Source organism: Bacillus sp. FDAARGOS_527, from assembly GCF_003812125.1.
Lineage (GTDB): Bacteria > Bacillota > Bacilli > Bacillales > Bacillaceae_G > Bacillus_A > Bacillus_A paranthracis.
The window spans coordinates 4,013,288-4,033,527 of record NZ_CP033795.1 but is presented as its reverse complement, the minus strand read 5'-3'; the positions used below and the strand labels follow the sequence as shown (position 1 = coordinate 4,033,527).

The following is a 20,240-nucleotide window of genomic DNA, read 5'->3' as shown; positions in this document are numbered from 1 at the left end:
CAAATGAAGGAATATATAATGTCTCGTGTATTTAAAGCATCAGCTGGAATCGCACAAGGTATTTTCGTATCCCTTGGAATTGGTTTACTAATCGAAAATATAGGAAGAATTGTTGATATTCCGTTGCTTATTACAATCGGAGTTGTTGCAAAATCACTTATGGCACCAGCCATTGGTGCTGGAATTGCTTTTATGCTCGGTGCAAATGGACTTGTAATCTTCTCAGCTATGGTAGCTGGAGCAATTGGTGCCGGATCCATTTCAATTACTGAAGCAGGTCTAATTATTAAAACAGGTGAGCCAATCGGTGCATTATTAACAGCGACTTTAGCTGTATATATTGGTAAACGTTTAAGTGGAAAAACTGCGTTAGATATGATGCTCGTTCCATTTGCGGCAATATTAGGTTCTGGTTTAGTCGGCATTTGGTTATCTCATAATATTACTCCTGTTTTAAATGCAGTTGGAGCATTCATTAAAGATAGTTCAGCTGGTAGCCCGTTCATCGCTTCTATCGTCATTGCAGTCGTTTGGGGATTATTACTTATCTCTCCAGCTTCATCAGCTGCGTTAGCGATCGCACTTAGCTTAGACGGTGTTGCAGGTGGTGCTGCTCTTGCAGGCTGCGTTGCTCAGTTTATCGGATTCTCTGTCATCTCTGCGAAAGAAAATAATTTAGGTGGCATATTAGCTCAAGCTCTTTGTACTCCGAAAGTACAGTTGCCAAATATCACTAAAAATCCAATGATTCTCGTCCCAACTGTCGTCGCCAGTGCGATAGTTGGTCCAGTATCCGCATTAATTTTCCAACTGGAAGCAGGAAAAGAAATTGCAGGTCTTGGATTAAGTTCTCTTATCGCACCAATTAATTTAATTTCCAGCGAAGGATGGGAAGTTGTCCCAGCGATGGTAATCACTTATATCGTCATTCCAGTAGCTGTTTCTTATATACTTTACATTGCTCTTAAAAAAGCAGGTCGTATTCACTCTGGTGATATGACTGTACCGCAATCTTAACTTAAAAATCTCCTTTTATATAGAGAAAAGCAGACTGAGAAGCCACAGTCTGCTTTTTACATTTTATGATTTTGTTTTACTGGAACACGTACGGTTTCTTTTGCTAATAAAAGCTGAACGCCGAAGTAGAGTATACTTGCAAGCGTCATTCCAGAAATGGCGTCTACAAATGCATGTTGCTTCGTAAATAGCGTTGATAAAATAATAAGCGTACCGAAGAAGGTAAGGATGTAATATTCAAAAGCATGTTGTTCTCTACGTTTAAAGGCAGCTAGCATAATGATAAAGGTAGTCAGAACGTGAATGCTTGGGAAACAGTTTACCGGTTGATCGATACTATAAATATAGCGGACTAGTTCGGAAAACACGTCTGATCCAACAACGGTTGGACGTGGTACAGTTGTCTGCCAAAAATAATAAATGGAAAAACAAGCAAGTTTTCCAAGAATGATACTACTTAAAGTGACATAATATTGTTTTCGATCTGCAAAGCAGTAATAAATAAGTGCGCCGTATAAGTAAGGAAACCAAAGTAAATAAGGAATAATAAATGCTTTCACAAATGGAATCCAATCATCTACTACAGTTGTGACATCTACTGCGTGTACAGCCGATTTATTTAATACATCGTAAAGGGGACTTACGAGTACGAGTAGAAGTATATAACTTAACGGAAGAAAAGATGAAAGTTTAAATTTCTTCATAATAATCTCCTATGTTTAGTAATGTAAGTAAATTCAATTGATTATAATATAGAAACGTAATTTGAGCTATTGATTTTGCTTACATTTTCTTGAATGAACCTTACGTTTTTGTCACTTGACTGAAAAGAAGGGGAGGGTGCTAAATGAAGCGTTTATCGTATTTCTTAGTTTTTATATTCATATGCCTAGCGAGTGCTGGGTGTGCAAAGGATAAAGAAGGAGAGAAATTAGAATATAACGGAAGAGCACTCGTAATTGGAGTTGTTGGAGAAAAACCGAAAGATACGTTTAGGAATGTAAAGTTTGAGGAAATAAAGTTAGAGGAACTGGAAAAGAAATCTAAGGAAGTAGATGGTTTCCTAATAATGAAAGATCACTTTCAAGAAGCCTCAACAGAGCAATACAAAAATGTATTTTCATCACTAAAGAAACCAGTATTTTTTATCGGTTTACAAGATAAATCATATTCGATTTTTATTACAAAAGGGATAGAGTATAACAGTGCCCGAAAAGATGTAAATGCGATGTATACGCAAGGGTTTGCAGATATCGGAAGTGGTGAAGGACAACAATGGGCAGTTGGTTTATCTAATGGCGGAAATACAGAAGAAAGTATTCATAATATGTATATCGTCGTATTTCAAACAATTGCAGATTATTTGAATAGATGAGGAAGAAGCCTGTAAACAAGGTTTCTCCTTTATTTTGCATTTAGGAATTGGTTATATAATGGTCCAGATGATTCCAGTGTTATGAGGTTACTAGTAGGTTTTTTTATTAACAGTAATTCCTCAATATTCATGAAATATGCAAATATGCATATTGTATTTATTTGGAATTTTTATATGTTAAAATTAAATATAGAGATTTTTATATGTAATGAACTAAATTTAGAAATATCCAATGAATTTTGAGAGGTGTTACATGTTTACAAACAAGAAATTAATTCGATTCGGTCTAACATTACTTGTATGTTTATTTGTAATTGATTTTACAATCGGTTATTTTCAAGCATATCTTGAATCAGCGGCAGGTATTAAATGGGTAATATCAGAAACTTGGAAAACTATTTTGTTAGATGTCCCTGAACGTATATTGGTTATTTTAGGCGCAATTGCTTTATATGATTTCACAAAAGAAACATCGCCAAAAGACGCATCCATTTAAATGCGTCTTTTTTATTTCATGCAATTAGCAATTTCGTGGATGGTAGTCTTGCTATCAATAATAAGGCATTATGTCATACAATGAAGATAATATTAGAAAATTATGAGGATGATTACGTTGAGGAAATTTTTAATTAGTTATGCTGCAAGCCTGCTTACTTTTACTATCATATGGTTCTTAATACCGTATATTTCTGATCCTAGTTATTCTAACGAGAATGGTTTACCTAACATAGTTGGATTTATTGTAATTCTCATCATATTTGGTAGTGTATTAGATCTTGTAGCTTGTCTAATTGGAGAAGTGTTTTACAGGAATATAAAACAATGTAGGAAGTTTCGATTTGGAATTCCTGTATTTATTGGACTAGCTCTTATCTATACATTTATACTCTCTCTTTTTACTATTACTAGTGCATATGCTTCTAGTTTAGTTGCACCTATTATTATGGGTTCCTTAGCTTTTTATGTAGTACGTAGAAAAATATAATTAACCTTAGCTAACGATAATGATGTAAATGAGCTAGTGGCGGTTCCGCAAAGATTTTGAATAAATTACGAAAAAGTAGAGAACTATACATTTTTACTTTAATGAAGGATACGTTTATCTTTAGATTGATGATAAAAAAGAAGTACCCTGTTTCTAAGCAAGGGCACAGTCAGTAATTTGAATTTCATATTCTCAGGAGCAGTTACTTTTGCTTTATTGATGATAGGCTTAATAACTTTTTTATGGGCTCACTACTACGGTCAAAATCGTTAGTTCCTTTCATCTGTACGCCTTTGTCATGTAAAGTGTTTCCGGGTTTTGTGACTATAGGCTGAACTGGTTAAATAAACGTTTGTTTAAGATGTATGTTCGGTAGGAAGAAACTGATGTAGCTAAGGGGTGAACAAGAGAAAATAAGAATTTAATCAAACGTTTGTTTAAGATGTATGTTCGGTAGGAAGAGACTGATGTAGCTCAAGGGTAAACAAGGGAAAATAGGAATTTAATCAAACGTTTGTTTAAGATATATGTTCGGCGAGGAATTGGGAAAGGATCTAAAAAATTTATATATTTATTTTTTCTTAACAAATGGCGGAAAAATAAGAAAAATTTGCAGGATTATTAAAAATTATCACGAAATAAGTAAAAGTTTAGCGAATAATCGTTTGAAATAATAAAACGTTTTCTATATGATAAAGGTAAAGGTTAGTAAAAAAGTAGGTGAATTTATGACAGTAACATTTTATTCATATCCAAAGTGTGGCACATGTCAAAAAGCAAAGAAATGGTTTGAGGCAAACGATGTAGCATATGAGATGATTCATATTGTTGAAAATCCACCATCAAAAGAAGATTTACGTAATTTACATGAAAAAAGTGAATTACCATTAAAAAAATTCTTTAATACAAGTGGAATGCGTTACCGTGAACTTGGTCTGAAAGATAAGTTAAAAGATGCAAGTGAAGACGAAATGTACGAGCTTTTAGCATCTGATGGCATGTTGATTAAACGTCCAATTGTAACAGATGGAACGAAGGTAACACTTGGTTTTAACGAAGAGCAGTTTGAAAGTGTGTGGAAAAAGTACCAATAAGGTATTTTTACATAATTAATACATTCACTGGAGGTACAGTCATGAGCATTCCAAATAATTTACGTTACTCTGAAGAACACGAATGGGTAAAAACTGAAGGTAATGAAGTTGTTATCGGTATTACTCACTTTGCACAAAGTGAGCTAGGCGATATCGTATTCGTTGAACTTCCAGAAGTAGGTGCAACAATCGAAGCTGACGAGCCATTCGGAAGCGTAGAATCTGTTAAAACAGTTTCTGAATTATACGCACCTGTAAGCGGTAAAGTTGTAGCAGTAAACGAAGAATTAAGTGACCAACCAGAACTTGTTAACGAATCTCCATACGAGGGTGCATGGATGGTTAAAGTTGAACTTTCTGATGCAAGCCAAGTTGAGAAGTTATTAACTGCTGAAAAATATGCAGAAATGACAAACCAAGACTAATTATAGTCGACTGAAGGACAGCCTTTGTGCTGTCCTTTTTTATTTTGTGTTACATAATGCATTTAAAAACGAGCGCAAATGAATAAGCTATTATAGGAATGAATGTTTTTCGATAAGGTTTCATGGGGCTTTGTAATCTGAACGAGCCGCTTGCGCTTTTCATTATGATCCAGCTCCAGCAGCTAGATTGTTCGGTGGCTTCGCTTCTTCCTGCAAGGCAAAAATCGCCTTTACGTCAGAAGCTCCATCCCCCTCACAATCTGAACGAGCCGCTTGCGCTTTTCATTGTCTAGCTCCACCTCCTAGCCCTTCATGTCTAAGAACCTTCCGCACGAGAAGACAAAAAGCGTCTTCTGTGCGAAAGAACCTTAGCCAACAGGGCTAAGCAGTCGGTTCCGCTTTTCTTTTGCAAAAATAAACAGGAAACAACATGAAAATAACGAATATACTATATACTAAGTTAAAGGTTGTATAGTATATGGTGATCGGGTGATGACATATGATTTATGTAGAAAAAGTCATTATTGTAGAAGGTACATCAGATAGAAGAAAGATTGAATCTATTATTCGTGAACCGGTGGAAATTGTTTGTACAAATGGTACAATTGGTTTGTCGAAAATGGATGAGCTCGTTGATCAGTTTTTTGATAAGGAAGTGTATGTGCTAGTGGATGCTGATGATGCTGGAGAAAAGTTAAGGAAACAGTTTCGAAAAGAATTTCCGCAAGCAGAGCATATTTATATTGATCGCTCGTACCGGGAAGTGGCAACAGCGCCATCTTCACACTTAGCAAATGTATTATGGGGAGCTGACATTGACGTTTATACAGAATATTTACGGTAAGGAATGATAGAAGTGATTGACTGGACAGGAGCCGAAGCTACAGCCTTAATAGAGAATGAAGAAAAAACAGTGTTATATGTATATACTCCAATGTGTGGAACATGTCAATTAGCAAAAAAGATGTTAACAGTCGTTGAGATGACAATTGAAGACCTCAAAATTGGAATGTTAGATTTAAATTATGCTCCGCATTTCGCGAAAGAGTATGGAATTGAAAGTGTACCTTGTTTACTTGTTTTTGAAAATGGGACACTCATGAAGAAGATATATGCATTTCATTCGGTTGAATATTTATATACGGAATTAAAGTAGGCGGCAAAGTTTTTGCCGCCTCGACATATTTCTTGGGAAATATGTCGAGATGCAGGGTGGTTACAGTATTTGTCGAGCGAAAGTAACAGGATTGCTCTTTAGTGAGAGGGAATGGTATGTAATAGAAAGTGATATGAAGGATGTGATTTAGAGTGGAATTATATTCTTTGCTTCAATCATTTGTAAATTACGCTAATGGTCAATATCATTTAGAGCCGCTTTTAAGACAAGGAGAAAAAACTGTTAATTTCCGCTTTGGAGATGAAAGTTGTTCGTTACAAATTTCAAGAGATTATATAGAACTGTTGAAAGAAGAAAGAGGAACGGAGCAAATCGTTTGTGTAGATGAAGAAGATGTAAAACAATTGGTGAATGGCAATGTACGATTGCAAACGTTAATGAACGATGGACGTATACAATATTCGGGAACGTATCGAACGATGTTATTAATTGAATCGATGTTTCATATATGTAAACCGATGTCAGTGGGCGCTTAAAATTCTGAAGTTTCGTTTTTTACAAAAATTTCTGTTGACATGGTGTGTGGATATTGATACAATTCAATTCATAAAATATAGACAATTTCATAAATTACAAATCAGACGAAAATGTAATCTGATTTCTCTTATCAAGAGAGGTGGAGGGACTGTGCCCTGTGAAGCCCGGCAACCGTCAACTTATGTTGAAATGGTGCCAATTCCTGCAAAGCAAATGCTTTGAGAGATGAGAGAGAGGGATAATGTTGTTATATACGCATATAAACCTTTCTGCTTCTCTAAAGCGGAAAGGTTTTTTTGTTGTTTGAATGTGGAGGACATTCAAATAATAAAAGTAATGAGAACGGTGGACTACACGCATCAAAAATAAAAAATTGCGGAGTCGACCAAAAATCTAGCTCCAGCGGCTAGAACAGTCGGTCGTTTCATCCCTTCCTATGAGGCAAAAAGCGCCTCTACGTCTGGGATTTGGGCGCCCTCTTGTTCTAAGCGAGCCGCTTACGCTTTTTATTAAAAAAAGGGGTGATACACCATGATTCTATTAGAGAATGTAAAGAAAATATATAAAGCAAAAAGCGGTGATGTCACTGCTGTAGATAATGCCAATTTAAAAATAGATAAAGGTGAAATATTTGGTGTTATCGGATATAGTGGCGCTGGAAAAAGTTCTTTAATTAGATTGTTCAATCAGTTGGAGAAACCAACTTCTGGCCAAATTACAATTGCAAATCGTGTCATTTCAGCAATTACAGGAAGCGAACTTCGTAAGGCAAGGCAAGAAATCGGAATGATTTTTCAGCACTTCAACTTACTTTGGTCACGAACTGTACGTGAAAATATCGAGTTCCCACTTGAAATTGCAGGTGTTGATAAGGCGAAGAGAAGAAAACGCGTTGATGAGCTAATTCATCTTGTTGGATTAGAAGGAAGAGGAGACGCGTATCCATCTCAGCTGAGCGGAGGGCAAAAGCAACGCGTTGGGATTGCAAGAGCATTAGCTAACAACCCACAAGTACTTTTATGTGATGAAGCGACGTCAGCTCTTGATCCAGAAACGACAGATCAAATTTTAGATTTACTATTAGATATTAATAAGCGTCTCGGCTTAACAATTGTACTTATTACACATGAGATGCACGTAATTCGAAAGATTTGTAATCGTGTTGCGGTAATGGAGAAAGGGAAGATTGTAGAAACAGGTCCAGTACTTGATGTATTCCGTAATCCACAGCAAGACATTACGAAACGATTTGTACAGCAGTTAACGGATTCTGAAGATACAAATGAAACGATTGAAAGTTTAATTGAAAAATATCCAGATGGAAAAGTAATTCGTTTGCAGTTTATCGGTGAAGCGGTAGAAAGACCAGTACTTCAAAGGTTAATGCAGCGCAGTGATATAGAAGTTAGCATTTTGCAAGGAAATATTGCACAAACGAATAACGGCTCTTACGGTAGTTTAGTTGTTCATTTAAATGGTGAGGAAACAGCGATTCAGCAAGCAATAGAGGGAATACATCAAGATCAAGTAGAGCTGGAGGTGATTGCACATGGATAAATTACTCACAAATGTTGATTGGAATCAAATGTTAGAAGCAACGGGTGAAACGTTATATATGACGGCAATCGCAGCTCTTGCCACATTTGTTTTAGGACTCATTTTAGGATTGTTACTCTTTATGACAGCGAAAGATAATTTATGGGAAAACAAAGCGGTTAACACGGCGATTGGAGCGTTCGTAAACATTTTCCGCTCGATACCGTTCATTATTTTAATCATTTTATTAATCCCATTCACAAAGATTCTGCTTGGAACAATTCTTGGAGCGAGTGCAGCACTTCCAGCTTTAATTATTGGAGCGGCACCGTTTTACGCGAGAATGGTTGAAATCGCCCTTCGTGAAATTGATAAAGGTGTAATTGAAGCTTCAAAAGCGATGGGAGCAAAAACAAGCACAATTATTTTGAAGGTGTTAATTCCAGAATCGTTACCAGCATTAGTATCTGGTATTACGGTTACGACAATTGCTTTAGTAGGCTATACAGCAATGGCGGGAGTTGTTGGTGCTGGTGGCCTTGGAACACTTGCTTATTTAGAAGGATTCCAACGAGGAAATAACGACGTAACAATCGTTGCGACAATTTGTGTATTACTAGTTGTATTTTTCATTCAATGGATTGGTGATCGTGTAACGACTCGAATAGATAAACGATAATAAAAAACGGGAGGATGTTTCAAATGAAAAAGTTATTACTTACAGCACTTATTTCAACTTCTATTTTTGGGTTAGCTGCTTGTGGCGGCAAAGATAAAGATGAAAAGAAACTTGTTGTTGGTGCTTCTAACGTACCGCACGCTGAAATTTTAGAAAAGGCAAAACCGTTACTTGAGAAAAAAGGAATTGAATTAGAAGTGAAAAAATTCCAAGATTACGTGTTGCCAAATAAATCGTTAGCAGATAAGGATTTAGACGCAAACTATTTCCAACACATTCCGTATTTAGAAAAAGAAATTAAAGATAAAAAATATGATTTTGAAGTAGCAGGAAAAATTCATTTAGAGCCAATTGGTGTATACTCTCAAAAATATAAAAGCTTAAAAGAGCTTCCAAACGGAGCAACAATTATTATGAGTAATTCAGTTGCTGATCATGGACGTGGTTTAGCAATTTTACAAAAAGAAGGCATTTTAAAAATTAAAGATGGGGTAGATCCAGTTAAAGCAACTCCAAAAGATATCGCGGATAATCCGAAAAACTTAAAATTCAAAACGGATATTGAGCCTGGTTTATTACCACAAGTGTATAACAATAAAGAAGGCGACGCTGTTCTAATTAACTCAAACTATGCAATTGATGCGAAGTTAAACCCAGAAAAAGATGCAATTGCAATTGAAAGTAATGATTCACCATACGCAAACGTAGTAGCTGTTCGTAAAGGCGATAAAGATAAGAAAGAGATTAAAGCTCTTGTAGAAGTATTACATTCTAAAGAAATCGAAGACTTCATTAATAAAGAATATAAAGGGGCAGTTGTTCCTGTAAAAGAATAATTGCTGTAAAAGGGCTGGTGTATGCCAGCCTTTTTTATAACTACATAATTATACAGGAGAAGGGGACATCATATGAAAAAGATTCTATTGTCAGTTGTTACAGCGTTGTCTGTATTTACATTAGCTGCTTGCGGAGGGAAAGAGGAGAATAAGCTTGTTGTGGGAGCTTCTAACGTACCGCACGCTGTTATTTTAGAAAAGGCACAGCCGATATTAGAGAAAAAGGGAATTAAATTAGAAATTAAAAAATTCCAAGATTATGTGTTGCCAAATAAAGCGTTAGCGGATAAGGAAATTGATGCGAACTACTTCCAACACATTCCTTATTTAGATAAAGAAATCCAAGAAAAAGGATATAAAATTGTAAACGCGGGAAAAATTCATTTAGAGCCAATGGGTATTTATTCGAAGAAATATAAAAGCTTAAAAGACTTACCAGATGGCGGGACAGTGATTATGAGTAATAACGTAGCGGAGCGTGGCCGTATGCTAGCATTGTTACAAAAAGGCGGCGTTATTAAACTAAAAGACGGTGTAGATGTTGTGAAAGCAACAGTAAAAGATGTTGTAGAAAATCCGAAAAACTTAAAGTTTAAAACAGATGTAGAGCCAGGGCTTTCACCAAAGTTATATGAAAATAATGAAGGAGATGCTTTATTTATTAATTCAAACTATGCAATTGATGCAAAACTAAATCCAACAAAGGACGCAATTGCGATTGAAGGATCAGACTCTCCGTATGCAAATATTATTGCAGTTCGTAAAGGTGACGAGAAGAAAAAAGAAATTAAGGAGCTAGTAGAAGTACTGCATTCAAAAGAAATTCAAGATTTTATTAATAAAGAATATAAAGGTGCTGTACTTCCGGTAAGTGAATAAATATAAGGAAAGGGCTGGAAATTTACCAGTCCTTTTTTCTTTATATAAATAAGAAGAAAGGTGTATCATATAAGGATGCAAGTGAAATACTTATATACATTTGTGAAAAAATTGTTACTTTTTTTCATCGTTTGCGATATCATTTTATTTGATATAAAATTAGAATGAGAATAAAATGAGAATATGAACGTTTTAGGAATTTTTAAAATGTATATATAGGATTAATGGAGGTATTGAGATGGCTGGTTCTACATTAACGGTTAAAGACTTACACGTATCAATTGATGGCAAAGAAATTTTAAAAGGTGTAAACCTTGAAGTAAAAGGTGGAGAAATCCACGCAATTATGGGACCTAACGGAACAGGTAAATCAACTTTATCTTCTGCAATTATGGGTCACCCAAAATATGAAGTAACAGAAGGTAGCATCATCATCGACGGTGAAGATGTATTAGAAATGGAAGTAGATGAGCGCGCACAAGCAGGTCTATTCCTAGCAATGCAATATCCAAGTGAAATTAGCGGAGTAACAAACGCTGACTTCTTACGTTCTGCAATTAACGCACGTCGTGAAGAAGGCGATGAAATTTCTCTTATGAAATTTATCCGTAAATTAGATAAAAACATGGAATTCCTAGAAATGGATCCAGAAATGGCACAACGTTACTTAAACGAAGGTTTCTCTGGCGGTGAGAAAAAACGTAACGAAATTCTTCAATTAATGATGATTGAGCCAAAAATCGCAATCTTAGACGAAATTGACTCAGGTCTTGATATCGATGCATTAAAAGTTGTATCTAAAGGTATTAACGAAATGCGCGGCGAAGACTTCGGTTGCCTAATGATTACGCATTACCAACGTTTATTAAACTACATCACTCCAGACTTCGTTCACGTTATGATGAACGGTCGTATCGTTAAATCTGGTGGACCTGAGCTTGCACAACGTCTAGAAGCTGAAGGTTACGACTGGATTAAAAAAGAATTAGGTATTGAAGACGAAACAACAGAGCAAGAAGCGTAAGAGAGGAGCATAAACATGACAATCGGTACATTACCTTTCGATCAAGAAACAATCCGTCAACGCGCAAGCGAAGTAAACGAAGCAGCTTGGTTGACTGAGTTCCGCTTACAAGCTCTTGCACAAGCAACTGAACTTCCAATGCCAACTCCTGATAAAACGAAAATTGACAAATGGGACTTTATCGGAAAAGGCGACGCTGCTAAGCAAGAGCCTGTAAGTTCTTTAACAGAGCTTCCAGAAGCAGTGAAAAACTTAATCGATGAAAATAACAGTGTATTAGTGCAACGTACTGGTACAGCTGCATTCGTTTCTTTAGCAGACGAAGCAAAAGAAAAAGGTGTTATTTTCACAGACATCGTAACAGCTGCAACGGAGCATGCTGAACTAGTACAAAAGTACTTAATGAAAGACGGCGTGAAGGTAGACGAGCATCGTCTAACTGCACTTCATGCTGCATTAATCAACGGTGGTGCATTCGTATATGTTCCGAAAAACGTTGTTCTTGAAACTCCACTTCAAGCTGTATTCTTAGTAGACGGCGAAGAAGCTAACGTATATAACCACGTATTATTCGTAGCTGATGCGAACAGTACTGCAACTTATGTAGAAAACTACGTTGCAAATGAAAATGCTAAAGGTATTGCAAATATCGTAGCAGAAGTAATCGTGGAACAAGGCGCACAAGTGAAATTCGGTGCGGTTGATCTATTAGCGAAAGACGTAACAACTTACGTTAACCGCCGCGGTATTGTTGGACGCGACGGCCGCGTTGATTGGGCTCTAGGCCTTATGAATGACGGAAACACAATTTCAGAGAACGTTACAAACTTAATGGGCGACGGTTCATATGCTGATACGAAAACAGTAACAATTGGCCGTGGTAACCAAACACAAAACTTTACAACTAAAGTTGTTCACTTCGGTAAACACTCTGAAGGTTGGATTTTAAAACACGGTGTACAAAAAGATAGTGCAACATCTATCTTTAACGGAATTGGTAAGATTGAACACGGTGCATCTAAGTCAAATGCACAACAATCTTCTCGCGTTCTTATGTTAGATGAGAAAGCACGCGGTGATGCAAACCCAATTCTTTTAATTGACGAAGATGATGTTATGGCAGGTCACGCAGCTTCAGTAGGTCGCGTAGATCCAACTCAACTATACTACTTAATGAGCCGTGGTATTCCAAAACGCGAAGCAGAACGTTTAGTCATCCATGGATTCTTAGCACCTGTAGTTAATGAGCTTCCAATTGAAGGAGTAAAGGCACAGCTTGTTGAGGTAATTGAAAGGAAAGTTCGCTAATGAATATTCATGAAATACGCAAACAGTTTCCAATTCTTGATCAAAAAGTGAACGGCAAACAACTTGTTTATTTCGATAGTGCAGCAACTTCTCAAAAACCAATTCAAGTCATTGAAACGTTAGAACGTTACTATAAAGAATATAACTCTAACGTGCATCGCGGTGTTCATACGCTCGGTACGAAAGCTACCGACGCGTATGAAGGTGCACGCGAGAAAGTTCGCAAGTTTATTAATGCGAAATCAATGGAAGAGATTATTTTCACGCGCGGAACGACAACTGCATTAAATACAGTAGCGGCTAGCTATGGTCTTGAAAATGTAAAAGAAGGCGATGAAATCGTTATTTCTTACATGGAGCACCATAGTAACATCATTCCGTGGCAGCAAGTTGCGAAGAAAACAGGCGCAACTTTAAAATACCTTCCGCTTCAACCAGACGGTACAATTTCTTTAGAAGATGTTCGTCAAACAGTTACACCGAATACAAAAATCGTTTCTATCATGTATGTTTCTAACGTACTTGGAACGATTAACCCTGTAAAAGAAATCGGAGCAATTGCACATGAAAATGGCGCAATTATGGTCGTTGACGGTGCACAAAGTACACCTCATATGAAAGTGGATGTACAAGATTTAAACTGTGATTTCTACGCATTATCTGCTCATAAGATGTGCGGCCCTACAGGTATCGGCGTATTATATGGTAAGAAAGAATTGCTAAACAATATGGAGCCAATTGAATTTGGCGGTGAAATGATTGATTTCGTAGATTTACAAGAATCTACTTGGAAAGAGCTTCCGTGGAAGTTCGAAGCAGGTACGCCGATTATCGGTAATGCAATCGGACTTGGTGCGGCAATTGATTTCCTAGAAGAAATCGGTCTTGATAATATTGAAAAGCATGAGCATGAATTAGCGCAATACGCTTTAGAAAGACTATCAGAAGTAGATGGCGTTACAATTTATGGTCCAAAGCATCGCGCTGGTCTTGTTACATTTAATATTGAAGACGTACATCCTCACGATGTAGCGACAGTATTAGATGTAGAAGGTATTGCGGTTCGCGCAGGACACCACTGTGCACAACCGCTTATGAAGTGGCTGAAAGCTTCTTCAACAGCACGTGCAAGCTTCTATTTATATAATACAAAAGAAGAAATTGATACATTTGTTGAATCGCTAATCAAGACAAAGGAGTATTTCACAAATGTCATTTAATAATTTAGATACGTTATATCGTCAAGTTATTATGGATCATTATAAGAATCCTCGTAACCATGGCGTGTTAGAAGATAGTGTTACAGTGAACTTGAACAATCCAACTTGCGGCGATCGTATTCAACTTACGATGAAAGTAGAAGAAGGTATTGTGCAAGAAGCGAAGTTTGAAGGAGAAGGATGTTCTATCTCAATGTCTTCAGCTTCAATGATGACACAAGCAGTAAAAGGTAAGAAAATTGAAGAGGCACTTCAGCTTTCTAAAATTTTCTCTGACATGATGCTAGGAAAAGAGTACGATGACAGCATCGATTTAGGAGATATTGAAGCATTACAAGGCGTATGCAAGTTCCCTGCACGTATTAAATGTGCAACATTAGCGTGGAAAGCGTTAGAAAAGGGCTTAAACGAAGATAAGTAATGTTAAAGGTTCCTAAAAACGAGGTTATCTAAGGAGGGACACACCAACATGGCGAAGCAACTGCCAGATATCGGCGATTATAAATATGGTTTCAAAGACAAAGACGTTTCGATTTTCCGTGCTGGACGCGGTTTAACAAAAGAGATCGTTGAAGAGATTTCACGTATGAAAGAAGAACCACAGTGGATGTTAGACTTCCGTTTAAAATCACTGGATAAGTTCTATGAAATGCCAATGCCACAATGGGGCGGCGACTTAAACGACTTAGATTTCGATGAAATTACGTACTACGTAAAACCATCTGAGAAATCTGAGAAGTCTTGGGATGAAGTACCTGATGAAATTAAAGCAACATTTGATAAATTAGGTATTCCAGAAGCTGAGCAAAAATATTTAGCTGGTGTATCTGCACAGTACGAATCTGAAGTTGTATACCACAACATGAAAGAAGACCTAGAAGCTCTAGGAATCGTCTTCAAAGATACAGATAGCGCATTAAAAGAGAACGAAGATATTTTCCGTGAGCATTTCGGAAAAGTAATCCCACCAACAGACAACAAATTCGCAGCATTAAACTCTGCAGTTTGGTCTGGTGGATCATTCATCTACGTTCCAAAAGGTGTGAAAGTTGATACACCACTTCAAGCGTATTTCCGTATTAACTCTGAAAATATGGGACAATTCGAGCGTACGCTTATCATCGTAGACGAAGGCGCACACGTACACTACGTAGAAGGTTGTACAGCACCTGTTTACACGACTAACTCACTTCACAGTGCGGTAGTAGAAATCATTATTAAGAAAGATGCATATTGCCGTTATACAACAATCCAAAACTGGGCGAACAACGTATACAACCTAGTTACAAAACGTGCGGTTTGTGAAGAAAACGCAACGATGGAATGGATTGACGGTAACATCGGATCTAAATTAACGATGAAATACCCAGCAGTTATCTTAAAAGGCGAAGGCGCTCGTGGTTTAACATTATCTATCGCGATTGCTGGTAAAGGCCAACACCAAGATGCTGGTGCGAAAATGATTCACTTAGCACCAAACACGTCTTCAACAATCGTTTCTAAATCGATTGCGAAGCATGGTGGTAAAGTAACTTACCGTGGTATCGTACACTTCGGACCAAAAGCGAAAAACTCTCGCTCTAACATCGAGTGTGACACGTTAATCATGGATAACCAATCTACATCTGATACAATTCCTTACAACGAAATCAAAAACGATTACGTTTCACTTGAGCACGAAGCGAAAGTATCAAAAGTATCAGAAGAACAATTATTCTATCTAATGAGCCGCGGTATTTCTGAGCAAGAAGCTACAGAAATGATCGTAATGGGCTTCATCGAGCCATTCACTCGCGAACTTCCAATGGAATACGCAGTTGAAATGAACCGCCTAATCAAGTTTGAGATGGAAGGTTCTATTGGTTAATATTTAAAGTGGAGGCGGCTCGTCCAGAATGTGAGGGGGATGGAGCTTCTGACGTAGAGGCGCTTTTTGCCTCATAGGAAGAAGTGAAGCCACCGAACATTCTAGCCGCTGGAACTGGATAATATATAAAGGAAGCGCCCTGCTGTGCAGGGCGCTTTTTTTTATTGTGTGAGTTGGGCTTGGGGTGGGGTTAGCCGAGATACCCAGGTAGGTTTCTGGATAAATATATCAGCGATTTTTCAAATATATCGACGATAACTCCGAATATATCAGCGATTATTTCAATATATCGACGATTCGACAAGGGATATCGACTTATCAACAAATTACGACAAAAGAAATTCTTCATATACCCTGCAACATTTTATATGAAAGGGGACCGACTGGAAGTAAGGCAAAGATACTGACAAATCCCCTGGTGAATCCAATTGAAAAAAGACCTGCGAATCTCCTGTTGAACTTTCTGACAAATCCCCGCTCTACCAACTAATCCCCAGACTGGAAAAAGTAAAGTTTCTCATATGAAAAAGGACAATCTTTTGCTTTTTCTCACAATGCGAGTACAATGTAAAATAGCAAGAAAAGACGAAAAGTATTTACAGGATTATTGCGTACGCATAGCGTAAATGGCAGTAAGGAACTGAGAGGAGGTTTTTTCTCTGAATATAAATAAAGAAACAATCATCCACCTTTATCATACAAACGATATACATAGTCATTTTGAAAATTGGCCGCAAATTTCTCGGTTTGTACAAGGAGAGAAAAAGCGAAGACAGGAAGCGGGAGAGACCGTTTTGACTGTAGATATCGGCGATCATGTGGATCGTTTTCATAGTATTTCGGAAGCGACGAATGGGCTTGGCAATACGAAGCTTTTAAATGAGGCGTTATATGATTATGTAACGATCGGAAATAATGAAGGAATTACGTTAGCGAAGGAGCATTTGAATCGTCTATATGATGATGCTGGATTTGAGGTGCTTGTCGCGAATTTATTTGAAAAAGAAGGGGTACGTCCAGAGTGGGCAAAGCCTTATAAATTACATACAACGACAGATGGGATTACAATTGCTTTTATCGGATTAACGGTTGCATATCCAGAGTTTTATCAAATGTTAGATTGGCATATTGAAGATCCAATCGAGCATTTAGAGTCTATTTTAGAAGAAGTGAGAGATGAGGCTCATATAACGGTTGTCCTTTCTCACCTTGGAAAAAGTATGGATGAGTATATGGCGGAACATTATGATATAGATGTTATTTTAGGGGCACATACGCATCATTTATTTGAGCGTGGTGTTCTTATGAATCATACGTTACTTTGTTGTTGTGAAAAGTGGGGACGTTACGTTGGGCACGTTCAGCTTACTGTGGATAAAGAGACGAAGAAGCTGTTGAAAAAGGATGGTAGAGCAATTAAGACTGAACGTTTAGGTGCTTATAGCAAACCGTTATCCACAATTGAGGCGCTGCAGGAAGAAAGTAAACATATTATGGAAGAACCTGTTGTTCATTTAAAGGAATCATTACCGGTTGATTGGTTTCATGAGACAGCATTTCCGCACATGTTAGCAAATGCGTTGAAAACGTGGTGCGGTGCAGAGATTGGCATGGTGAACGCTGGTGTACTTCTTGAAGGATTAGAAGAAGGCGTTGTGACGCGTGGAGATATTCACAGAATTTGTCCACATCCAATTAATCCATGTCTATTAAAAGTGCCGGGGAAAATGTTAAGAGAAGTGATCTTGAAAGCACGTCGCCCGAATATGGAGAACCTTGAGGTAAAAGGGTTTGGATTTCGGGGGAAAGTGATGGGGAAAATGATTTATGCTGGTGTAGAAGTCATCCCAGATACGATTCCCGGGAATAAAATTTTACTGGAAGATGTATTAATTAACGGGGAATCGCTGGAATTAGAACGTATATATACAGTAGGAACGATTGATATGTTTACATTTGGCTACTTATACCCAGAGCTATCCACACTTTCTAACAAACAATATTATATGCCAGAACTACTTAGAGATGTGTTAACAGACATGTTAATAACTTATACATCTTCCGTCAAACTATAGGCTAGTTAACTTGTAACACTCATTTTTCTCTTGTCATACAGATAAGAAAGAGAGGAGTGTGAACTATGGTTAATGTAGAGCCGATTATAATCGATAATTATACGTTTATTGCGGTTAGCGTCAAACTTCCAAAGACAAATTTGCTAGCTGTAATGAGCGATAAAGGATATATTATGTGCGGTGCATTAGATGTAGGTCTTTTAAATGAGAAGTTAGGGGATCGAGGTATTATTGCTGGCCGTGCGGTTGGTGTAAGAACGATTGAACAACTTCTTGAAGCACCGCTAGAATCAGTAACGATTGAAGCCGAAGCGTTAGGTATTACGGCTGGCACAATCGGAAAAGAAGCATTATTAAAAATGAGATAAGCATATATCGTCCCTCCTTCTTGCATAGAAATGATATAAGAAGGAGGGTTTTGTATGAGTATATTTCGTTCGAAAAATTCGCGGTTTCGAAGGGGACCTATTTCCTTTCGGCACATACTGCTTATGTCGTTTATTCTTTTTGTCATATTACTCGTGCAAGGATTATGGATTGTGAATAGCAGCATTCAGCCGACATTAATGAAATATGGAGAAGTAGAGACACATAAAATGGCGACAGCGGTTATGACGAAGGCGGTAAAAGATAGGATCGATGAGGGATTCGATGTCGATTCATTAATGAAAGTACAAAATGATAAAAACGGGAAAGTGTCCACAATTAATTTAAATACGAAGCAAGTAAATGAAATCGTAACGTCAACGACCACATACATAGAAAAATATTTACAGCAAGTAGAACAAGGGAATTTGAAGGGGCTAGGTATTTCTGAAAAAAATGGGGCAACGATGACAGTTCCGTTTGGCCGTGTAACGAATAATGCGCTTCTTGGAAATATAGGACCCGACATTCCAATTGATTTCACAACGATTGGTCATGTAAATACGGATATTAAACAAAAAATTGAGCCGCACGGGATCAATACGACAGCGATTCAAATTATTATGGAGATGGAAGTCACGTTGCAAGTGGTTATTCCATTTCATACGAAAGAAATAAAAGTAAAACAAGATGTTCCGATTGCGACGCGCATTGTTCAAGGGGAAGTGCCTACTTATTACGGAAGCGGAAGTGTTGTTGTACCTGATAAAAAGAAAACGGATAGTTAGTCATAAAGAAAAAATAACCGTAGCAATGTGCTACGGTTATCGTTTTGTATTTGCGCGTTCTTTTCGCTCCCAAAGACTTAAGTGCATGTAGGGGTCGAAAGCCCATTCTGTATAACCATTGTCTTTATACATGCCGAAATGTAGGTGAGGCGGGAATTTTCCAGCTGTGCCGGGAGGACCGTAACCGGTGCTACCAACAAATCCGATTACTTTTCCGGGTTCGACAATTTGTCCAAGCTGTATCTCTTTTGAGAACCCGCCTAAGTGAGCGTAATAATGATAATTGTTATGAAGGTCACGAATACCGATGCGCCATCCGCCAAGGCGGTTCCAGCCTTTTGTTTCAATAATGCCATAGCAAGTGGATCTTACTGGTACGCCATAGCCTGCGAATATATCGGTTCCTTCATGAACCCTTCTTCCCCCAAAACTTCTTCCAGCGCCAAAAGTACTACGGTAGCTATGGTCACTGCGAATTGGAAGAGGGAACGCATTTCCTTCTAAATTAATACGTCCGTAATGTTTATAAATTTGGGCGTATTCGGTAATTAAATCAACTGTTTTTGCACGTCTATAATATTCCCAGAGCATGATTTTAATGCGTTCTTCTGACGTTCCTTGTTTCTTTAAAATCGTTGCTGCTGTATGCAAAAGATCACGGTCGTTATTTGCATTTGCAAATCCATCTTTGTCACCATCTAAACCTAACCCGCCAAATAGAGCAATTGTATGGGGGAGAGTGTCGTTACCATTAACAGGTCCAGCCCATATTTCTGGTTTGAAATAAAGGGAAATGATGGCATCTGGTTTTTTCGGAATATCTTTTCTTACGCTCCGTATATTTCTTTCGTATTGATCCATTGCAGCTAAGTAATACCACGGAATGCCTGAAGATTGCTCGGTTTCTTTATATAGTGCCATGCGCTTTTCGTATATGCTTTGCTGATTATCTTCACCGTAAGCGATGTTTTGGTGGAGAAGAAAGCAAATCGAAAGCAAAAGAGAAATTTTTCGAAGCATGAAATAGACTCCTTTCACATCATCACTCTTTTTAGTGTGGGATATACGGAGTATTTCATTATAGGGAACGATTGGAAAAAATCTTAGAATCT

23 protein-coding genes and 1 riboswitch are annotated in these 20,240 nt (G+C 37.5%); of the genes, 21 read left to right on the top strand and 2 right to left on the bottom strand.

Annotated features, from left to right (window positions below; all coding sequences use genetic code 11):
- Positions 1-3 precede the first annotated feature (3 nt).
- Entirely contained in the window at positions 4-1,017 is a 1,014-nt protein-coding gene (locus tag EGX95_RS23755) for a PTS sugar transporter subunit IIC (protein ID WP_000666170.1), read from the top strand.
- A gap of 56 nt (positions 1,018-1,073) precedes the next feature.
- Here EGX95_RS23755 and EGX95_RS23750 read toward each other — a convergent pair whose 3' ends face one another.
- Positions 1,074-1,721, bottom strand: coding sequence for a phosphatase PAP2 family protein (locus EGX95_RS23750; protein WP_000713747.1), 648 nt, complete (start codon positions 1,719-1,721; stop codon positions 1,074-1,076).
- A 143-nt stretch (positions 1,722-1,864) separates the two neighbouring features.
- Here EGX95_RS23750 and EGX95_RS23745 point away from each other — a divergent pair, with 143 nt between their 5' ends.
- The 20 genes from EGX95_RS23745 to yunB all read left to right on the top strand — a co-directional run bounded on the left by EGX95_RS23745 (position 1,865) and on the right by yunB (position 19,128).
- Positions 1,865-2,392: a hypothetical protein gene (locus EGX95_RS23745; protein WP_000826889.1), complete on the top strand. Its 528-nt coding sequence runs from the start codon at positions 1,865-1,867 to the stop codon at positions 2,390-2,392.
- A gap of 232 nt (positions 2,393-2,624) precedes the next feature.
- On the top strand, positions 2,625-2,888 hold the full coding sequence (locus EGX95_RS23735; RefSeq protein WP_012644684.1) for a DUF3937 family protein: 264 nt from the start codon (positions 2,625-2,627) through the stop codon (positions 2,886-2,888).
- A 117-nt stretch (positions 2,889-3,005) separates the two neighbouring features.
- Entirely contained in the window at positions 3,006-3,377 is a 372-nt protein-coding gene (locus tag EGX95_RS23730) for a hypothetical protein (RefSeq protein ID WP_001224771.1), read from the top strand.
- Between the two features lie 728 nt (positions 3,378-4,105).
- Positions 4,106-4,471, top strand: a complete 366-nt coding sequence (locus tag EGX95_RS23725; protein ID WP_000218967.1) for an arsenate reductase family protein — start codon at positions 4,106-4,108, stop codon at positions 4,469-4,471.
- Between the two features lie 41 nt (positions 4,472-4,512).
- Entirely contained in the window at positions 4,513-4,896 is a 384-nt protein-coding gene (gcvH, locus tag EGX95_RS23720; RefSeq protein WP_000026900.1) for a glycine cleavage system protein GcvH, read from the top strand.
- Positions 4,897-5,395: 499 nt separating this feature from the next.
- Positions 5,396-5,740, top strand: coding sequence for a toprim domain-containing protein (locus EGX95_RS23715; protein WP_000640869.1), 345 nt, complete (start codon positions 5,396-5,398; stop codon positions 5,738-5,740).
- Between the two features lie 3 nt (positions 5,741-5,743).
- Positions 5,744-6,052 carry a thioredoxin family protein gene (locus tag EGX95_RS23710; protein WP_001998544.1) on the top strand — a complete coding sequence of 103 codons (309 nt, stop codon included), beginning with the start codon at positions 5,744-5,746 and terminating at the stop codon, positions 6,050-6,052.
- A 152-nt stretch (positions 6,053-6,204) separates the two neighbouring features.
- Positions 6,205-6,549, top strand: coding sequence for a hypothetical protein (locus EGX95_RS23705; RefSeq protein WP_000424933.1), 345 nt, complete (start codon positions 6,205-6,207; stop codon positions 6,547-6,549).
- A gap of 125 nt (positions 6,550-6,674) precedes the next feature.
- A riboswitch (SAM riboswitch) is annotated at positions 6,675-6,782 on the top strand.
- 299 nt (positions 6,783-7,081) lie between these two features.
- Positions 7,082-8,107, top strand: coding sequence for a methionine ABC transporter ATP-binding protein (locus tag EGX95_RS23695; protein ID WP_000601758.1), 1,026 nt, complete (start codon positions 7,082-7,084; stop codon positions 8,105-8,107).
- A complete protein-coding gene (locus tag EGX95_RS23690) occupies positions 8,100-8,765 on the top strand; it encodes a methionine ABC transporter permease (protein WP_000359556.1) in 666 nt (221 codons plus the stop codon). Before EGX95_RS23695 ends, EGX95_RS23690 begins: the two co-directional genes overlap by 8 nt.
- A 23-nt stretch (positions 8,766-8,788) precedes the next feature.
- Positions 8,789-9,601, top strand: a complete 813-nt coding sequence (metQ, locus tag EGX95_RS23685) for a methionine ABC transporter substrate-binding lipoprotein MetQ (RefSeq protein ID WP_000735091.1) — start codon at positions 8,789-8,791, stop codon at positions 9,599-9,601.
- Positions 9,602-9,673: 72 nt separating this feature from the next.
- Positions 9,674-10,480: a methionine ABC transporter substrate-binding lipoprotein MetQ gene (gene metQ, locus EGX95_RS23680; protein ID WP_000722401.1), complete on the top strand. Its 807-nt coding sequence runs from the start codon at positions 9,674-9,676 to the stop codon at positions 10,478-10,480.
- Positions 10,481-10,718: 238 nt separating this feature from the next.
- Positions 10,719-11,504 (top strand): Fe-S cluster assembly ATPase SufC, encoded by a 786-nt coding sequence (gene sufC, locus EGX95_RS23675; protein ID WP_000929157.1) that lies wholly within the window; start codon positions 10,719-10,721, stop codon positions 11,502-11,504.
- 15 nt (positions 11,505-11,519) lie between these two features.
- On the top strand, positions 11,520-12,812 hold the full coding sequence (sufD, locus tag EGX95_RS23670; protein ID WP_000152163.1) for a Fe-S cluster assembly protein SufD: 1,293 nt from the start codon (positions 11,520-11,522) through the stop codon (positions 12,810-12,812).
- A complete protein-coding gene (gene sufS / locus EGX95_RS23665; RefSeq protein ID WP_001020770.1) occupies positions 12,812-14,032 on the top strand; it encodes a cysteine desulfurase SufS in 1,221 nt (406 codons plus the stop codon). The genes sufD and sufS overlap by 1 nt, the downstream gene beginning before the upstream one ends.
- Positions 14,022-14,453 carry a Fe-S cluster assembly sulfur transfer protein SufU gene (gene sufU / locus EGX95_RS23660; RefSeq protein ID WP_000009523.1) on the top strand — a complete coding sequence of 144 codons (432 nt, stop codon included), beginning with the start codon at positions 14,022-14,024 and terminating at the stop codon, positions 14,451-14,453. Before sufS ends, sufU begins: the two co-directional genes overlap by 11 nt.
- 48 nt (positions 14,454-14,501) lie before the next feature.
- On the top strand, positions 14,502-15,899 hold the full coding sequence (gene sufB / locus EGX95_RS23655) for a Fe-S cluster assembly protein SufB (protein WP_001118823.1): 1,398 nt from the start codon (positions 14,502-14,504) through the stop codon (positions 15,897-15,899).
- Between the two features lie 659 nt (positions 15,900-16,558).
- Complete coding sequence (locus tag EGX95_RS23645) at positions 16,559-17,974, top strand: bifunctional metallophosphatase/5'-nucleotidase (protein WP_210737620.1); 1,416 nt, start codon at positions 16,559-16,561, stop codon at positions 17,972-17,974.
- Between the two features lie 65 nt (positions 17,975-18,039).
- A complete protein-coding gene (locus EGX95_RS23640) occupies positions 18,040-18,342 on the top strand; it encodes a YunC family protein (protein WP_000248463.1) in 303 nt (100 codons plus the stop codon).
- 54 nt (positions 18,343-18,396) lie between these two features.
- Positions 18,397-19,128 carry a sporulation protein YunB gene (gene yunB, locus EGX95_RS23635; protein ID WP_002163411.1) on the top strand — a complete coding sequence of 244 codons (732 nt, stop codon included), beginning with the start codon at positions 18,397-18,399 and terminating at the stop codon, positions 19,126-19,128.
- A gap of 36 nt (positions 19,129-19,164) precedes the next feature.
- On the opposite strand, the gene EGX95_RS23630 is transcribed toward yunB, so the two are convergent.
- Positions 19,165-20,148: a M23 family metallopeptidase gene (locus EGX95_RS23630; protein WP_000944673.1), complete on the bottom strand. Its 984-nt coding sequence runs from the start codon at positions 20,146-20,148 to the stop codon at positions 19,165-19,167.
- Positions 20,149-20,240: the final 92 nt, after the last annotated feature.